This window comes from Frigoribacterium sp. 2-23 (genome assembly GCF_049601585.1).
Lineage (GTDB): Bacteria > Actinomycetota > Actinomycetes > Actinomycetales > Microbacteriaceae > Frigoribacterium.
Genome location: NZ_CP187126.1, coordinates 2,534,341 through 2,550,526, shown reverse-complemented (window position 1 = coordinate 2,550,526; position 16,186 = coordinate 2,534,341). Strand labels below are relative to the sequence as shown.

General features: G+C 73.3%; 15 protein-coding genes. 10 read left to right on the top strand and 5 right to left on the bottom strand.

What is annotated here, in order from left to right; translation table 11 throughout:
- Positions 1–101: 101 nt before the first annotated feature.
- Both ACPEEZ_RS12110 and ACPEEZ_RS12105 read right to left on the bottom strand, forming a co-directional pair.
- Complete coding sequence (locus ACPEEZ_RS12110; RefSeq protein ID WP_423919335.1) at positions 102–803, bottom strand: hypothetical protein; 702 nt, start codon at positions 801–803, stop codon at positions 102–104.
- Positions 804–1,096: 293 nt separating this feature from the next.
- Complete coding sequence (locus ACPEEZ_RS12105) at positions 1,097–2,284, bottom strand: GTP-binding protein (RefSeq protein ID WP_423919332.1); 1,188 nt, start codon at positions 2,282–2,284, stop codon at positions 1,097–1,099.
- Positions 2,285–2,330: 46 nt separating this feature from the next.
- On the opposite strand from ACPEEZ_RS12105, the gene ykgO reads away from it, so the two are divergent.
- The 4 genes from ykgO (at position 2,331) to ACPEEZ_RS12085 (ending at position 4,548) form a co-directional block, all read left to right on the top strand.
- Positions 2,331–2,453 (top strand): type B 50S ribosomal protein L36, encoded by a 123-nt coding sequence (gene ykgO / locus ACPEEZ_RS12100; RefSeq protein ID WP_423919329.1) that lies wholly within the window; start codon positions 2,331–2,333, stop codon positions 2,451–2,453.
- Positions 2,454–2,665: 212 nt separating this feature from the next.
- A complete protein-coding gene (locus ACPEEZ_RS12095) occupies positions 2,666–3,598 on the top strand; it encodes an NADP-dependent oxidoreductase (protein ID WP_423919326.1) in 933 nt (310 codons plus the stop codon).
- A 162-nt stretch (positions 3,599–3,760) separates the two neighbouring features.
- Positions 3,761–4,255: a hypothetical protein gene (locus ACPEEZ_RS12090; RefSeq protein WP_423919324.1), complete on the top strand. Its 495-nt coding sequence runs from the start codon at positions 3,761–3,763 to the stop codon at positions 4,253–4,255.
- On the top strand, positions 4,252–4,548 hold the full coding sequence (locus ACPEEZ_RS12085) for a transcriptional regulator (protein WP_423919322.1): 297 nt from the start codon (positions 4,252–4,254) through the stop codon (positions 4,546–4,548). The genes ACPEEZ_RS12090 and ACPEEZ_RS12085 overlap by 4 nt, the downstream gene beginning before the upstream one ends.
- A gap of 115 nt (positions 4,549–4,663) precedes the next feature.
- On the opposite strand, the gene ACPEEZ_RS12080 is transcribed toward ACPEEZ_RS12085, so the two are convergent.
- Positions 4,664–5,647 carry an AraC family transcriptional regulator gene (locus ACPEEZ_RS12080; RefSeq protein WP_423919320.1) on the bottom strand — a complete coding sequence of 328 codons (984 nt, stop codon included), beginning with the start codon at positions 5,645–5,647 and terminating at the stop codon, positions 4,664–4,666.
- Between the two features lie 161 nt (positions 5,648–5,808).
- Here ACPEEZ_RS12080 and ACPEEZ_RS12075 point away from each other — a divergent pair, with 161 nt between their 5' ends.
- The 6 genes from ACPEEZ_RS12075 to ACPEEZ_RS12050 all read left to right on the top strand — a co-directional run bounded on the left by ACPEEZ_RS12075 (position 5,809) and on the right by ACPEEZ_RS12050 (position 13,135).
- On the top strand, positions 5,809–6,534 hold the full coding sequence (locus ACPEEZ_RS12075) for an ATP-binding cassette domain-containing protein (protein WP_423919317.1): 726 nt from the start codon (positions 5,809–5,811) through the stop codon (positions 6,532–6,534).
- Positions 6,531–7,325 (top strand): ABC transporter ATP-binding protein, encoded by a 795-nt coding sequence (locus ACPEEZ_RS12070; RefSeq protein ID WP_423919314.1) that lies wholly within the window; start codon positions 6,531–6,533, stop codon positions 7,323–7,325. The genes ACPEEZ_RS12075 and ACPEEZ_RS12070 overlap by 4 nt, the downstream gene beginning before the upstream one ends.
- Positions 7,322–8,803, top strand: a complete 1,482-nt coding sequence (locus tag ACPEEZ_RS12065; RefSeq protein ID WP_423919311.1) for an MFS transporter — start codon at positions 7,322–7,324, stop codon at positions 8,801–8,803. Before ACPEEZ_RS12070 ends, ACPEEZ_RS12065 begins: the two co-directional genes overlap by 4 nt.
- Positions 8,804–8,869: 66 nt before the next feature.
- The gene (locus ACPEEZ_RS12060) at positions 8,870–10,408 is read left to right on the top strand and encodes an ABC transporter substrate-binding protein (protein ID WP_423919308.1); all 1,539 of its coding nucleotides are present in this window, start codon (positions 8,870–8,872) and stop codon (positions 10,406–10,408) included.
- On the top strand, positions 10,405–12,210 hold the full coding sequence (locus tag ACPEEZ_RS12055) for an ABC transporter permease subunit (RefSeq protein WP_423919305.1): 1,806 nt from the start codon (positions 10,405–10,407) through the stop codon (positions 12,208–12,210). The genes ACPEEZ_RS12060 and ACPEEZ_RS12055 overlap by 4 nt, the downstream gene beginning before the upstream one ends.
- 331 nt (positions 12,211–12,541) lie before the next feature.
- The gene (locus ACPEEZ_RS12050) at positions 12,542–13,135 is read left to right on the top strand and encodes a glycerol-3-phosphate responsive antiterminator (RefSeq protein ID WP_423919302.1); all 594 of its coding nucleotides are present in this window, start codon (positions 12,542–12,544) and stop codon (positions 13,133–13,135) included.
- Positions 13,136–13,268: 133 nt separating this feature from the next.
- Here ACPEEZ_RS12050 and ACPEEZ_RS12045 read toward each other — a convergent pair whose 3' ends face one another.
- Together ACPEEZ_RS12045 and ACPEEZ_RS12040 are read right to left on the bottom strand one after the other, a co-directional pair.
- On the bottom strand, positions 13,269–14,708 hold the full coding sequence (locus tag ACPEEZ_RS12045; RefSeq protein ID WP_423919300.1) for an FGGY-family carbohydrate kinase: 1,440 nt from the start codon (positions 14,706–14,708) through the stop codon (positions 13,269–13,271).
- Entirely contained in the window at positions 14,705–16,183 is a 1,479-nt protein-coding gene (locus tag ACPEEZ_RS12040; protein WP_423919297.1) for an FAD-binding oxidoreductase, read from the bottom strand. The genes ACPEEZ_RS12045 and ACPEEZ_RS12040 overlap by 4 nt, the downstream gene beginning before the upstream one ends.
- Between the last annotated feature and the right edge of the window lie 3 nt (positions 16,184–16,186).

Here is a 16,186-nt window from a genome sequence, read left to right as displayed (position 1 = left end):
CGGCGTCCCCCTCCGGCTCGCTCCCGACCCATCATGCCGTGCGTCGGGCAGGTCGGCGAAGCCATGCGGCGCAGCGCGGCGCGGCGCGCGACGGCCGCTCCTCAGCCCCAGATGCGCGTCACGAGCGCACCCATGAGGTTGTTCGTCGGGTGGTTCGCCTGCGAGACGCTGACGACGACACCGTCGCGCATCAAGACGGTGTCGGCGATGTCCACGCCGTAGAAGGACTCCGTGTAGGCGAGTTGGCAGACGGTGCCGCCGCGGCCGGGTGCGCAGGAGTACGACGCGCCGGCCTCCTGAGCGACCGGAGCGAGGTTGCCGCGGTCGAGCAGCCACGCCTGGTAGTCCGCCTCCGTCGCCGTCCCGAGGCCGCCGATCGAGACGAACAGGCCCGTGATGTCGGCGCGCGGGTCGCGCCAGCCGCAGTCGAGCTGCGTGGCGGCCGTCACGACGTCGCCGGCCGATGCCCCCGCCGGAGGTGCACTGGGCGTGAGCTGCCCCATGGGGCGTCCGGCGAAGAAGTCAGGATCGTTCAGCGGCGTCGAGCCCATCGTCGCGGCATAGGTCGCGGAGTCGACCACATCGGTGCACGCCGTGGGGATCGACGCGGGGGCCGCGGACGGGGAGGGTGCCGGCGTCGTCGACGGGTCGACCGCCGGGGTCGATGTCGCCGCGACGGGAGGAGCCGAGGAGGCGGTGGTCCCGTTCGCGCCCGGCGTCCCGTCGGTCGTGCAGCCGGCTGCGGTCAGGCCGACGAGCAGTGCCGTCGCGATCGCGATCGTCGTCCGCTGGATCGTGTCCATGGTGATCGTCCCCTCCTGTGTCGGCGTGCCGCCCTGGGCCGGCGCGTCGCGATGGCTCTCGCGTCACGGGCACCCCCGGCGCCCCTGTCCGTTCACCCTAGGGGCGCCCCGGAGGCCTGGCGTCCTCCGCTCGGATGACGAACCCCCTGCGACGTGACGATGTCTCGCCCGGCGGTTCCCATCCCGAGGCATCGTGTCGCCGATGCGTCATCGTGTCGTGATCAGACACGACACGACGCCGCGAACGCGACAGGACGCGACCCGCGACCCGACCCGCGACCCGACCCGCGGGCTCAGCCGTGGTGGTGATGGGGCATCGGCCACGCGGGGAAGGGATCGGGGTAGGTCGCCCACGTCATGGGGCCGCCGAGCAGCTCGGCCGGGGTGAGCAGGCAGCTCGACAGAGTCCTGTCGAGCGCGTCGGCGTCGAGACCCAGGCCGAAGAACACGATCTCCTGACCGAGCGGCGAGTCGACGTCCCAGCCGGTCAAGCCCGCCGGGTCGAGGTCCAGCACGTCGCCCGCCGTCGCCCACGACCCGACCGCGCCCGGCCGGGTCGCGAGTCGCACGAACCCCCGGGAGCGGAGGATGCGGCCCACGCGGGAAGGCACGAGTCCGTCGGTCACGGCGTCGAGAAGCCGACCGGGGTGGAACGGACGAGGATCCGTGAAGACGTACGTGTCGACGACGTTGCCGCTCAGGTCGCGCGGGCGGTGGTCGCCGAGCTGGAGCTGCCACCCCATAGAGGACCCGAGGCGGTGGGCCAGCCCTCGGCCAGGCGTGGAGCGGCGGCCGTTCAGGAGGCGGAGTGCCCGCTCGTCGACGACCGTGGAGGCGGGGGCCAGGCGGGCGAGCAGGTCGCCGACCTGACGGATGTCGTCGGGCGGCAGGCGGCGAGCCGAGGCGGGCGGAACGGTCGGCGCCCGCCGGTGGATTCGGGCCAGCCGGCCCGCGGGGTCGGTCGGGTCGGCAGGAGCCGGCAGATCGGTCAGCGCGACGATGCTGGAGAACTCGAGGCGGCTCGCCAGTCGTCCTGAGTCGCCGACGTCGCCGACACCGGTGTCGTCGACGCCGATGTCGTCGATGACCGGGCCCCCGCGGCGCGAGCGGCCGAACAGCAGCCGCCCGATCTCGTCGACCGACGTGACGGCGACCACGTCCAGGATCACGATCGGCGCGACCGGACGCTGTGACTCGGCGAGGTGCTCGAGTACGAGTGCGAACTCGGCCACGTCGGCCTCCGGGTCGAGGGCGACGACGGTGTGGCCGCCGGCTCCGGCGTCGACCGCGGCGAGCAGATCGTGGAACACCTCGAGGGCGAGCTCGGCACTGTCGGCCTGCGGCTCGTCGACGGTGCGGGGCGTCTCGTGCGGCGGTCGCCCGCTCAGGAGACCCGCGATGCGCGCGTTCTCGGCGAGGCTGCTGCCGCCGACCAGCGTGACGGTGAGCGGGCCGGGGCGGTCGACAGAGGAGGGAGCCATACGACACACTGTAGTTGGTAATCATTCTCAATAGCAGGAGGCCGTGATGAAGGTCCGTAACTCACTCAAGTCCATGAAGAACCAACCGGGAGCGCAGGTCGTGCGGCGCCGTGGTCGCGTGTTCGTCATCAACAAGCTGAACCCGCGCTTCAAGGCGCGCCAGGGGTAGGTCGAAGCGCCTGCCCCACCCGCGCCTCCTCGTCGGGGTGTCGTGTCGTCGTCGAGGCGTCGTGTCGTGTCCGATCCCGACACGACGCCGCGAACGCGACACGACGCCGCGTCTCGAGCCGAATCGTGTGAACTTGTTGTTTCGAATTCGAAGCAGTGCTATCGTCGACCCAGTTGCTTCGAACTCGAAGCGCACGACGAAAGGACACGATCATGAAGGCAGTGCGATTCCACGAGGTGGGCGGACCCGAGGTCCTCCGTATCGACGACATCGAGCGGCCCGTTCCGGCGGCCGGCCAGGTGCGCCTGCGCGTCGCCGCGTCCGCGTTCAATGCGGCGGACAACGGCATGCGAGCCGGGTTCCTGCCGATCCCCGTCGTGCTTCCGCACGTCCCCGGCTACGACGTCTCGGGCACGATCGACGCGATCGGCGACGGCGTGGCCGGCCTGGCCGTGGGCGACGCGGTCATCGGGTTCCTGCCGATGGACCGCGATGGAGGCGCGGCCGAGTATGTCGTCGCCCCCGCCGAGGCCGTCGTCCCGGCTCCCACGAGCATCCCGCTCGCCGATGCCGCGGCGCTGCCGTCGGTCGCGCTGACGGCGTGGCAGGCACTCTTCGACGACGGGCGTCTCGAGGCCGGGCAGCGACTGCTCGTCGTCGGCGCCGGCGGGGTCGTCGGCAAGTACGCCATCCAGCTCGCCAAGCGGGCCGGCGTTTACGTGATCGCGACCGCGAGCCCGCGGAGCATCGACGCCGTGCGGGCCGCTGGGGCCGACGAGGTCGTCGACCACACCGCCAGCGATCTGCTTGAGGCCGTCGGCGAGCAGGTCGACGTGCTCCTGAACCTCGCACCGATCGAACCCGAGCAGTTCGCCGCCTACGTCGGGCTCGTCCGAGCCGGGGGCGCCGTGGTCAGCACGACGGCGTTCATGGCGACGCCCGGTGACGAGAGTCGCGACGTGCGGGCTGCGACCGTGTTCGTCCTGCCGAACCGCGATCGCCTGACCGAGCTCGTGATGCTCGTCGACGGAGGGACGCTCACGGTCGAGGTGACGCGGCGCATCCCGCTCGGCGAGCTGCCTGCCCTGCATGCCGAGGCGAGCGAGGGGCGGGTCGCGGGCAAGGTGATCGTCCTCGCCGAGTGACGAGCCTGCGGGCGCCGGATGGTCTCGCGAGTGGGCGGTTCTCCGGGGTGTGGGTCACGCGCACCCGGCAGAACCGCCCACTCGCGGTACCGATGCCCGCCGCGCCGCCGGTCTGCCCCGACCGCTTGACTTTCCACGACGGAAACACTTAGTGTTTCCGATATGGAAAGCCAATCGAACGACCAGCCCTCGCAGCCCATCGACCCCGTCGCCGCGCTCCAGGTGGCGCACGAGGCCCAGAGCCGCATGGCCGCCCGGGTCCGCTCGGCGTGGTGGGTGCACGTGCTCCGCGGCCTGTCCATCGTCGCGACCGTCGTCGGTCTCGCCGGCCGCCCCTCCTGGGCGTCGTGGCTGCTACCGCTCGGCGTCATCGGTCTGGCATTGCTGGCGCGCTGGCGCACCCGTGAGGTCGGCCTCAGTCGCGCGAACCCCGATCGGTGGTCGTTCCTGACGCTCGGCGCACCGTGGTCGACCATCGCGCTCGTGGTCGCGGTCGCCGCCATGGCCTTCGTCGTGTTCGTCCGGAGCGCGCCCGACTGGCAGGTGGCCGTCGCCGCAGGTGTCGCCGGCGTCGTCACGGCCGCGTTCGGGCCGTTGGCCGATCAGGCGGCCCGAGCCCACCTGGTCGACGCGACCGCAGGAGGCGCGGGCAGGTGAGCAGCGCCGCACCCGTTTTCGACGCGGTCATCCACGCGCCGCAACGACTGCAGATCTGCGCCATGCTCGCGCGGGGCGGCGACGTCGAGTTCGGCGTCCTGCGCGAGGGGCTCGACGTCTCGGACGCGACCCTGAGCAAGCACCTGAAGACACTCGCCGAGTCCGGCTACATCGATCTCAAGCGGGTGCAGCGGGCGAAGGGTCAGGCTCGCACCTGGGTCGCCCTGACTCCGTCGGGCTCGCGGGCGCTCCGCGGTCACTTCGCGTTCCTGCAAAGCCTCGCCCCGAGCTGAGGTGCCGGCGCGTCCGAGTTGAGGCATCGGCGCGGCCCCGGCCGAGGCGGCGCGCCCCGAGCTGAGGCGTCTTCCCGGGCCGAACGGAGGCGTCGGCGCGGCCCGCGTGCCGGCCCTACCGCGGCGCGGTTCGACGGAGTGTCTCTCGTGGCAGCTCGCCGAATCGCGCCGCGTAGCTCGCGGCGAACCGGCCCGCGTGGGCGAAGCCCCAACGGGCCGCCACCTCGGCGACCGACACCGTGTCGGGCAGGCTCGCCGTCAGCTCGTCGCGCACCCGGTTCAGCCGAATTCCCCTGAGGTATTCGAGCGGCGTCACCCCGAGATGCCGGGAGAACCCCTGCTGCAGGGCCCGCACCGTGACCCCCGCCGACCGCGCCGCGTCGGAGACGCTGATCGGCAGGTGTGCGGACGCGTGCAGGAATTCCACTGCCTGGCGGAGGGTGCCGTTGCGCAGACCGTCCCGAGATGTGGGGATCACGGCCATCGTCTCGGACGGGAACGTGCGCAGCACCGCTCGGGCGGCCGCCCGGTTGACCTCGGCTCGGATCAACTCGCTGGGCGACGTGCCGAGCAGGATGCGCGAGGTCGCCGCGACGGACGAGTTCCAGGCCGCCAGGTCGGTCGGCGTGAGCAGGGCGTCGTGGTCGAAGTGCAGCCGGGTCGGGAACTCGTCGGGGTGATCGCCCCGCTCTTCGCCTGCGACCTCGTCGAGGAAGGCCGCGTCGAAGTGCATGATGTTCTGTCGGTAGTCGCGGAAGTGGAACCGCTGTGGCCGCCCGGTCGGAAACATCGTCGGCCGCCCCGGCGTGAGATGCACCTCGTCGCGGCCGAGGTCGAGCGTGCCCCGCCCGGCCGTGAGCCACGTCACGAGGTACTCGTCGCCGGCCTCGGTCGTACCCGTCACGTCGCCGCCGAAAACATTGCCGCGGAGGGTCAGGCCCCCGCTGCCGGCGCTCGTGTAGCGGTAGTGGAACGGCTGCTCGGTGGCCGAGATCTCGAAGCCGCGCCCGTTGTACGCGGCCTCGTACATCTCGCGTGCCTGCTGCAGACTCCTGCCCGAGATCTCGGAAGCATCGGGCATCGGCTCAGAATCGGGCACGACGACATGTTTTCATGAGCCCCCGACATCGGTCGAGGGGGCTTGACGGCGGGACACGGGACCCAGTACGCGGCAAGCGCGATTTCGTTAATGATTATGGTTATCGATATCGTCAGTCGTGACCGACTGCAGGAGCCGATCACAGAGACGAGGAGGCGCGGGTGACGACGAGCACGACGGTCACCGACCTCGAGATCACGCTGGCCGGCCGCGCCCTGCTGCAGGGCGTCGACCTCTCGATCGCGGCAGGGGAGCGGGTCGCCCTGATGGGCGCCTCCGGCTCCGGTAAGACCCTGCTCACGGCCGCACTGCTCGGCACCCTGCCGCCGTCCGCGGTCGTGTCGGGTCGGATCGAGATCGCGGGCACGGGTGACCCGCGGCAGCGCGACGCCGTCGTCGCAGGTGTGCAGCAGGACAGCTCGACGGCGTTGAACCCGCTGGTCCGCGTCGGAGCGCACGTGGCGCGGCCCTTCCGGGCCGCGGGGTCCAGTCGGCTCGCCGCCCGCCGTGAGGCCGCCACGGTGCTCGCCGCCCTCGACCTCGACGCCGATCGGGTGCTCGACGCCTGGCCGGCCGAGCTGTCGGGCGGTCAGCGGCAGCGCGTCTGCATCGCCGTCGCCCTGGCCTGCCGCGCCGACCTCGTCATCGCGGACGAGCCGACGACGGCACTCGACGTCGTCAGCCAGGCCCGGGTCGTCGAGGCGATCGCGACCGCCTGCGACCGCACCGGTGCCGGTCTGCTGTTCGTGACGCACGACCGCGACGTCGCGGAGCAGCTCTGCACACGAGCCGTCGTGCTCGACGCCGGCCGCGTCGTCGACCGCTTCGTCTTCTCGTCCACCGAGCGGCCTCTCGCCCCGCACGCGACCGAGAGCACGGCGGCATGAGCGGCCTGCGGGCCGTCGGCGTGCGCGTCGACCACGGCGGGGAGCCGGTGCTCCGGGGCGTCGACCTCGCACTCGAGCCCGGGCAGCTGCTCGGCCTCGTCGGCCGTTCGGGCTCGGGCAAGTCGACGCTGTTGCGCGCCGTGCTCGGCCTGCAGACCGCAGCCGGCCACGTCGACCTCGACGGCGAGCACGTGGCGCTCGTCTCGACCCGCAGGAGGCCCGGGTTCCGTCGACGCGTCCAGTACGTCCCGCAGGACCCGGCCGGCAGCCTCGATCCGCGCTGGCGCGTGGGCCGCATCGTCGCCGAACCCCTGCGGCGCCTGGCCGTCCCGGGCGAGCACCAGGCACTCGTGGCCGAGGCGCTGGCCGCCGTCGGCCTCGCGGGGGACTTCGCCGCCCGGCGGCCCGGCGACCTGTCGGGTGGTCAGGCCCAGCGCGTCGCCGTGGCCCGGGCCCTCGTGAGCGGTGCCGGGTACCTGCTCGTCGACGAGCCCGTCAGCGGCCTGGACCCGGCCCTCCGTGACGACGTGCTCGACCTGCTGGCGGGGCTGGCCCGTGATCGCGGCACCGCCGTGCTCTTCGTCTCGCACGATCTGGCCGCGGTGGCGCGGCTCTGCCCGACGACGGCCGTGCTCGCCGACGGCGTCGTCGTCGAGCAGGGCCCGACGCGGCGACTGCTGACCTCTCCCGCGAGCGCCGCCGCCGCCGAGCTGGCGGCGGCGCTGCCCGACGGGGCACGACGGCGGGCGCTCGGCGCGGTGCGCGAGCCCGCCGGTTCGGTCGCGACGTGACGGCGACGTGGACCGCGGCCGTCCCCGGGGCCCGACGCCGCGCCTCCTCGTCTCGGACGGCCGCGCCGGGCGTCCTGCTCGGTGCGCAACTCGTCTTCAACGTCGGCTTCTATGCCGTCGTGCCGTTTCTCGCCGTCGTGCTCGCCGACGACTTCGGGCTGAGTGGCGCGGCGGTCGGGCTCGTCCTGGGTGTGCGGACGTTCGCCCAGCAGGGGCTCTTCCTCGTGGGCGGCACACTCGCCGACCGGTTCGGTGCACGGGCCATCGTGCTCACGGGTTGCGCCGTGCGGGTCGCCGGCTACGTCGCCCTCGCGGTGTCGACGGGGGTGCTCGCCGAGCGGTCGTCCCTCGGGCTCTTCGTGGTCGGGACGATCCTCACCGGGCTCGGCGGTGCCTTGTTCTCGCCCGCCCTCGAGACGCTCGTGGCTGCCTCCGAGGCGGCCCGGCCGGCCTCCGTCGACCGACACCGCCCGACCCTGTTCGCCGTCCTGACGGTCGTCGGCGAGACCGGTGCGGCCATCGGCCCCGTGGTCGGAGCCGCACTGCTCGGCTGGGGCTTCGCGGCGACCGCCGGCATCGGCGCCGCGGTCTTCGTCGGCGTCGGGCTGCTGCTCGCCGCGCTGTTGCCGCGGCGCGCACCGGGGAAGCGGGCCCCGGACTCGTCGCCCGCCGCGAGCGTATCCGCGACCGCGACCCCGCCTCGGCCAGCGACCGCGACCCGGCCCGCGACCCCGCCCGCCGCGACCTCGTGGCCGAGCCTGCGGCACCCGAGCTTCGTCGCGTTCGCCGCGGTCTGCGGCGTCGGACTCCTCGTGCACGCGCAGCTGTACCTCGGGCTGCCGGCCGAGCTGCGTCGGGTCGGCGCCGCACCGGCGTCGCTGGCCGGTCTGTTCGTCGTCGTGTCGGTGCTGACCGTCACGGCGCAGCTGCCGCTGGCACGCCTCGCCGGTCGGCTCGGGGCGCCGCACGCCCTGCGCCTCGGCTTCGGGGTGCTCGCCGTCGGCGCGGTCGTCCTGGCCGTCGGCGCGGCCTCGCCCGTCCTGCCCGATGCGCCGCTGGCACCGGCGCTCGTCGCCGTCGTCGTGCTCACCGTGGGGCACCTGCTCGTCGGGCCCGTCGTCCTCGGGCTCGTCCCCGTCTTCGCGGGGGCCCGGCCGCTCGGCTCCTGGTACGGCCTGCTCGCGAGCTGCGGCGGTGTCGCCGTGCTGCTCGGCAACGTCGGACTCGGCGCCCTGTACCCGCTCGCCGAGACGACCGCCCCGTCGGCCGCCCTGCCGTGGCTGGCGCTGGCCGCCGTCGCCGTCGTGCCCGCGCTCGTCGCACCCCGACTGGCGGCCTGCGCCGCGCCAACGCGTGCTGCGTCAACGCACGCTGCGCCGACGCACGCTGCGCCAACGCACGCTGCGTCGGCGCGCGCCGCGTCACCGCTCGCCGAGACGGGACGCGATGTCCCCGACCGGCCGGGCCGCGCCTCCTGACCCCTCGGCGGACGACGTCCGCCACCCGCCGCCGATCACCGGCACCCACCCCAGAGAGAGACACCCATGCCCCTGTCCCGTACCGCCGCCCGCCGACTGGCCGCCGGTCTCGCGCTCGCCGTCGGCGGAGCCCTCGTGCTCACCGGTTGTTTCTCGAGCAGCGGCTCGACCGACGCTGCGGGCTCCGACGGCCGCATCCGCCTCGCCATGCTGCAGCCCCCGCGTAGCGGTCTCAACCCGCTCAGCGACGACGCGTTCAAGCTCTCACGTTGGAGCACGGCCGAGACACTCGTCGTGCTCGACGCCGACGGCGATGCCCAGCCGGCCCTCGCCACCGCCTGGCGGCAGACCGACCCGACGACCTGGACCCTCGACGTCCGCCAGGGGGTGACGTTCCACGACGGCACCCCGCTCACGGCCGAGGCGGCCGCCGCGTCGCTCATGGCCGCCGCGGGGGCGAGCCCCAAGCCACGCATCCTCGACGGGGTCGACCTGACGGCCGTCGCGCAGGGCGATCAGGTCGTCGTCACGACGGCGGTCGCCGACCCGCTCGTGCCGCAGCGCCTGTCGAGCCCCCAGCTGGCCGTCCTCGCGCCGTCCGCGTACGGCGCCGACGGCGTCGTCGACCCCGTCGGCACCGGAACGGGCCCGTTCGAGCTCGTCGCCGTCGACGGCACCTCAGGCGCGACGCTCGACCGCTACACCGGCTACTGGGGCGAGGAGGCGCGGGCGAGTGGCATCGACGTCCGATTCGTCCCCGATGGCACGGCCCGCGCGGCCGCCCTCCGGACGGGCGAGGCCGACGTCGTCGAGGCCATCCCCGTCGGACAGGCAGGACAGATCGACCCCGACCTCGTGCACGAGGTGCCCATGCCGCGCACGAACACGCTCTACCTGAACACGGCGAGCGGCCCGTTCGCCGACCCGGGCGTCCGCGCCGCCGCCGCCGCGGCCCTCGATCGGGCGGCGCTCGTCGAGACCGTCTACGAGGGGCGCGCCGACGTCGCGGAGGGATTGCTCGGTCCGGCGCTGCCGTGGGCGGCGGGTCAGCGCGACACGGAGGCCTACGAGCGGGTCGTCGCCGGGCGGGCGGAGCCGTCGCGCGTCGACGGCGTCCCCGTCACGCTCGGTACGTTCACCGACCGCGCCGAGCTGCCGGAGGTCGCGGTGCTCGTCGAGCAGCAGCTCGAGGCGGCCGGCTTCGTCGTGACGCAGGACGTCCGCGAGTACCAGTACATCGAGGCGGATGCCCTCGACGGCGCCTTCGACGCGTTCATCCTGTCGCGGGCCACGGTGCTCGACTCGGGCGACCCGGCCGCGTACCTGTACAGCGACTTCGCCTGCGACGGTTCGTTCAACCTGTCCCAGTTCTGCTCGCCGGTCGTCGACGCGGCGTTGCAGGCGGCCGCGGCCGCCACCCCCGGCGACGAGCGTCGTACGGCCGTCGCGGCGGCCGAGGCGAGCATCCTCGCCGCCGACGCGGCCGTGCCGATGCTGCACGAGCGGGTCATCCAGGGCGAGGCCCGCGGCGTGTCCGGGGTCGAGCGCGATCCGCGCGAGCGCGCGCTGATCACGAATCGCTCCGCCGTGGCCGGCGACCGGTGACGACCGGCGGCCTCGGTCGCGCCGGCCGCGCTGGTCGCGCGGGTCGCGTGGGCAGCGCCGGCCGTGCCGGTCGCTCCCCGAAGGCGGCCGACGCCCTCGTCGTGGCACTGTCGCGCACCGTCGCGATCGGGGCCGTCGTCCTGCTCGTGGGCGCCCTGCCCTGGCTGTCGGGTCGCAGCCCCGAGTACACCGTGCTGCGGGCCCGGTACGCCGACCTCGAGGCGACACCGGAGGCGCTGGCCGCCGTCCGCGCCCAGCTCGGGCTCGACCGGGGACCCGTGACCGTGGTGCTCCAGTGGCTCGCCGGACTCGTGCGCGGCGACGCGGGCACGTCGTGGATCAGCGGCCGCCCCGTGTTGCCCGGCACCCTCGCCGCGCTCGGCGTCTCGCTCACGCTGATGGCCTTCGCCGTGGCGGTCGTCGTGATCGTGGCCGCGGTGCTCGCGACGCCGGCGCTCGTCGCGGGTGTGCGCGGGCGGCCGTCCCGCGGCTCGGGAGCGCTGGCCGTCACGATGACGGCGCTCCCCGAGTTCCTGCTCGCCGCGGTGCTGCTCGTCGTCGGCGCGGTGTGGCTCGGCTGGTTCCCGCCGTACGGCTGGTCGGGCCCCGCGTCGGCCGTGCTGCCGGCGCTCGCGCTCGGCCTGCCGGGCGGAGGTCTCGTGGGGCGCCTCGTCAGCGACGCCGTCACCGCCACGAGCGCGGAGCGGTGGCTCGTCACCTGGCGGTCCTCGGGCTGGTCGAGGCCCGAGATCGCCGTGGCGATCCTCCGCCGCGCGCTGCCGTCCGTGCTCGGGCAGATCGGCCTGGTCCTGATCGGCCTGACCGGCGGCGCGGTCGCGGTCGAGGAGGTCTACGCCATCCCGGGTCTGGGGCGGGCGACGCTCGGGGCCGCGAGCGCGCAGGACCTCCCGGCCCTCCAGGCCGGCATCCTCGCCCTGCTCGTCGTCGCGGTCGTCACGGGTGCCGCGGTCGCGCTCGGCCGGCGCCTCCTGCTCGGTCGAGCCCTGCGTTCGAACGCGTTGGCCGTCGCGGTGCCGGTCGAGGTGCGTCGCCGACGCGACCTCGTCGTGCCGGTCGGCAGTGCGGCGCTGTTGGCGGCGATCGTGCTGGCCGGTCTGCTGCGCGACCCGTTCTCGTCGGCGCATCCGCGCCTGGCCGCGCCGAGCCTCCTGCTGCCCTCCGGCGCCGACGCCAGTGGGCGCGACGTCCTGGCCCGGGTGGGGCACGGCGCCGTCACGACCCTCGGTGTGGCCGCGCTGGTCGTGGTCGCCTGTCTCGTCATCGGGCTCGTCGTCGGTTGCCTGCCCCGCGCCTCCGTCGGTCCCGTCGAGGTGTCGAACGCGGCCCCGCCGATCATCGCCGGGGTCGTCGTCGCGGCTGTGTCGGGTCCGTCGGTCGCGGGCGCGGCGATCGCCGTCGCCCTGGTGAGCTGGGCACCCCTAGGCGCGCACACCGCGGCGCTCGTGACCGAGGCCCGGGCGCAGCCGTTCGTGCGGGTGCTGCCGGTGCTCGGCGTCGGGCCGGTGCGGGCGCTGATCGGTCACGTGCTCCCGGCCGTCGTGCCGCCGGTCGCGCGTCACGCCGTACTGCGGCTGCCGGGCGTCGCCCTCGCGATCGCCGCCCTCGGGTTCCTCGGGTTGGGGCCGACGCCGCCCCGGCCCGAGTGGGGTCTCGTGTTGGCCGAGGGCATCGGCTACGTCGAGCGGGCGCCGTGGGCCGTCGCCGGCCCCGCCGCCGCGCTGGCGCTCGGGTCCGTGCTCGCCGTGTCGCTGGCGTCGCTGCCCCGCCACGCAGCGCGCTGACCTGCGGCGCACGCCCGGCGCGACACCCCCTTGGCGGCGCTACACCCCCTAACCGCCGCTACACCCCTTCTGCCGGGGGTGTAGCGCCGGAAAAGGGGTGTAGCCCCGAGACGTGAAGGCGTACTGAAGGCGGTGCCGCACGACCGGCAGAGCGAGGGCCCCGTTCCGTCCAAGGCCGCGACGATGCGGCGGATGTCGCGCTCCGGGGCGACGACGGCGACGGTGCGCCACCAGCTCAGGGCAGGGATGGCGGCTCGCGATGATCCCCCCTGCGTCCATCCTGCCGCGCCGGCATCGGCACCGCTCAGGCGGAGGATGGGACACTCGAGGCATGTCTTCGCACGCCCCCACGACGACGCCCCGGGCCGAGCTCGTCGAGCGACTGGCCGACGACCCCGTCGTGGCGAGCGTCACCGACGAGGCGCAGCTGCGCGCGGTGCTGCGCTCCGACCGCCTGACCGTCTTCGTGCTGTTCGGCGACGTGCTCACGATCGAGTCGATCGTCGGGCGGCTCGTCGCCGCGGGCAAGACCGTCTTCGTCAACGTCGACCTGCTCGACGGCTTCGCGAGCCGCGAGGTCGTGGTGCGCTTCGTCCGTGAGAAGACGGAGGCGCGGGGCGTGTTGAGCTCGAAGGCGCCGCTCGTGAAGGCGGCGCGGGCACTCGGCCTGATCGCGATCCACCGGTTCTTCCTGATCGACTCGCTCTCGTACCGCAATCTGCCGAAGCAGGTCCAGGCGTCGCAGGCGGACGCGGTCGAGATCCTGCCGGGCTGCATGCCTCGAGTCATCTCGTGGCTGCGCGACGACGTCGACCTGCCGATCATCGCGGGCGGGCTCGTCTGCGACAAGGACGACGTGATGGCCGCCCTCGGCGCGGGGGCGGTCGCGGTGGCGTCGTCCAACGTCGACGTCTGGTCGATGTAGCCAGCTCCGGCCGGGTCGGTCGAGGGCCTGTCGTGTCGCGTCCGCGTCATCCTGTCGCGGACGAACGCGACACGACGCCGCGAACGCGACACGACGCCGCGAACGCGACACTCCGGCGGCGGCCGGGCCGGGCTCAGACCCCCGCGACCCCCGGCACCGCCGCGAGCCGCCGGTACACCTCGTCGGTGTGCCCGGTGACGTCGCGGTAGACCGTCTGCAGCCGGCCGTAGAACGCGTGCCGTGCCGCATCGGGGCGGAACACGTCGCGTTCGGCGACCATCGCGACCTGCGCCTCCTCGAATCCCGGGTGCACCCCGAGTCCGACCGCGGCGCAGATGGCCGCTCCGAGACCGGCCCCGTCGGAGACCGCGTTGCGGGCCGCCGGGACACCGAACACGTCGGCGACGATCTGCATCATGAGGTTCGACTGCGATCCGCCGCCCGACAGCACGACCCGCTCGAACGCGACGCCGAGCTCGCCCGACAGGGCGGTCGTCCGCTCGTGCATCGTGAGCGCGATGCCCTCGAGCAGCGCCCGGTAGACGTGCGCGCGTCCGTGCCGGCCGTCGAAGCCCAGCAGCGAGCCGCGCCGGTACGGAGCCTCGGCGGGCGCGAGCCAGTCGAGCACCGCCACCAGGCCGTCGGAGCCGGCCGGCACGAGTGCCGCCTCGGCCCCGAGGACGTCCTCGAGCGACGACCCGGAGGCGCGCGCGGCCTCCGACTCCGCCTCGCCGAGCAGGTCGCGGAACCAGCTGATCGTCCACATGCCCCGCCGGATGCCGCCGCTCTCGTACAGGTATCGACCCGGGATCGACGCGAAGTTGCTCCAGAACGCGGAGGCGTCCCGGGCATCGTGCGTGCCGACGGTCATGCCGGCGATGTAGGTGCCGAGCGAGACGAGTACCGTGTCGGCCCCGGCGAGTCCACAGCCGAGCGCCTCCACGGCCTTGTCGTTCGCCGTCGCCACGACGGGCAGCCCCTCGGGCAGGCCCGTGTGCCGTGCCGCCTCGGCGGTGATCGTCCCGAGCACGTCGCCGGGGTCGACCAGGTCGAACAGCTGCGACCGCGCGATTCCGAACTCCGCGAGGTCGTCGTCGTCCGCCAGCCAGCGCCACGTACCCGTGTCGATCGGCCACATGCCCTGGTAGTTCGCCGCCGTGTCGCGGAACTCGCCGGTCAGCCGGTGCGTGATGTAGCCCGACGACGTCGTGACCCAGGCGACGTCGTCGCGTTCGGCCCGGAAGGGCTGCGCCACCCGCGCGTCCATCCAGCTCAGCACGGGCTGGGCGAGCGAGCCGTCGGCCCGCAGCATCGCTCGGCAGAAGCGGATGGTGCACAGGCCCACGCCGACGATGTCGCGAGGGTCGCCGTCGAACCCGGCCAGCGCCTCCCTGGCTGCCGCCCCGATCGACGTCCACAGGTCGTCGTCGGGATGCTCGACGACACCGGGAGCGGGCATGTCGCTCGGGCGCAGCGCGCAGCGACCCGTGCTGACCACGGCCCCGTGCTCGTCGAAGATCGTCACCTTCGAGCTCTGCGAGCCGTTGTCGATGCCGATCAGGTAGCGCGTCATGGACGCAGGCCCGCTCCCTCGACGGGGTAGATCGTGCCCTTGTTCATGATGCCGTTCGGGTCGAACTGAGCCTTGAGCCCGGCGAGGATGGCGTAGGCCGTGCCGTGCTCGTCGAGGGTCCACGGCGTGCGGTACTTGCCGATGCCGTGGTGGTGCACCATCGAGCCGCCGTGGCGCAGGGCCTCCTCGACGATGATGGCGTTGAGGGGCACGTGGTACTTCTCGATCTCCTCGGTGGGCTCGCAGTCGATCTCGTAGTCGTACACGAAGTACATGTTGGTGCCGGTCTGGTAGCTGTGCGAGGAGTGCCCGCCCAGCATCGTGAGATCGGCGGCGTACGGGTACTCCGTGCGGATGCGGTGCATGACCGAGTCGTAGACCTTGCCGACCTGCGACCAGTCGGCCGAGACCTCCGTGGTGTAGCCGAGCCGCTTCTGCTCGAGCATGACCCGCTTCTCGGCGTCGATCTTGTCCTGGCCCCAGTTGAGGTTGTCGAACCACGCCTCGATCAGCGACGGGTCGACCGTCTCGTGCGGGTGCTGGGCGATGACGCGATCGATCTCGTCGCTCGTGGCCCGCACGATGCCGGCCGGGCCCTCGGCGACGAACACGACGACGCACTTGCCGTTCGAGAAGTGCGCGAAGTGCTGGTTCGCATCCTCCGGCGAGTAGAGGCGTGCAACGGAGGGGCGGAACCCGTTCGTCACGACCTCGCGCAAGATGGCGATACCGGTGTCCATGTCGTCGACGAGCGCGCCGTGGAACACGTTGTTCTCGGGCTGGTAGCGGAACACCTTGACCGTGACCTCGGTGACGAAGCACAGCGCGCCCTCGTTGCCGATGATCACGTGGCGGATGTCGGGGCCGGCCGCTCGGCGCGGCACGCTCTTGATGCGCGTGACGCTGCCGTCCGCGAAGACCGCCTCGAGGCCCATCACCATGTCCTCGATGGCGCCGTAGAGCGTCGAGAACTGCCCGATCGAGCGGGTCGCGACGAGACCGCCGTACTGCGCCAGCGGCTTCGACTGCGGCGAGTGGCCGGTCGTCAGGCCCTGCTCGCGCAGGGTGTCCTCCAGGTGCTGCAGTGGGACGCCGGCCTCGACCGTGACCTGCATGTTCGTCTCGTCGATCGAGACGATCCGCGTCATGCGCGAGCCGTCGAGCACGATGGTGTCGGCGACGCTCGTCTCGAGGCCGCCCTCGGTGCCGGTGCGTCCGGTGCGGGGGACGACGTTGATCAGGTGCTCGTTCGCGAAGGCGAGGACGGCGCTGACGTCGGCCGTGCTCTCGGCGTACACGATGACGGCCGGGATCGGCCCGTCGTAGATGCCGTGCACGCTCTGGTACTTCTTGAACCGGTCGACGCTGGCCTCCCGGAGGGCCTGCTCGTCGATCTCGATCTTGTCGGCGCCGACCAGGGCGGTCAGCTGCTCGACGATCTGCGAGCGGTCGAGGGTCGCGATGGAATCGATCATGGG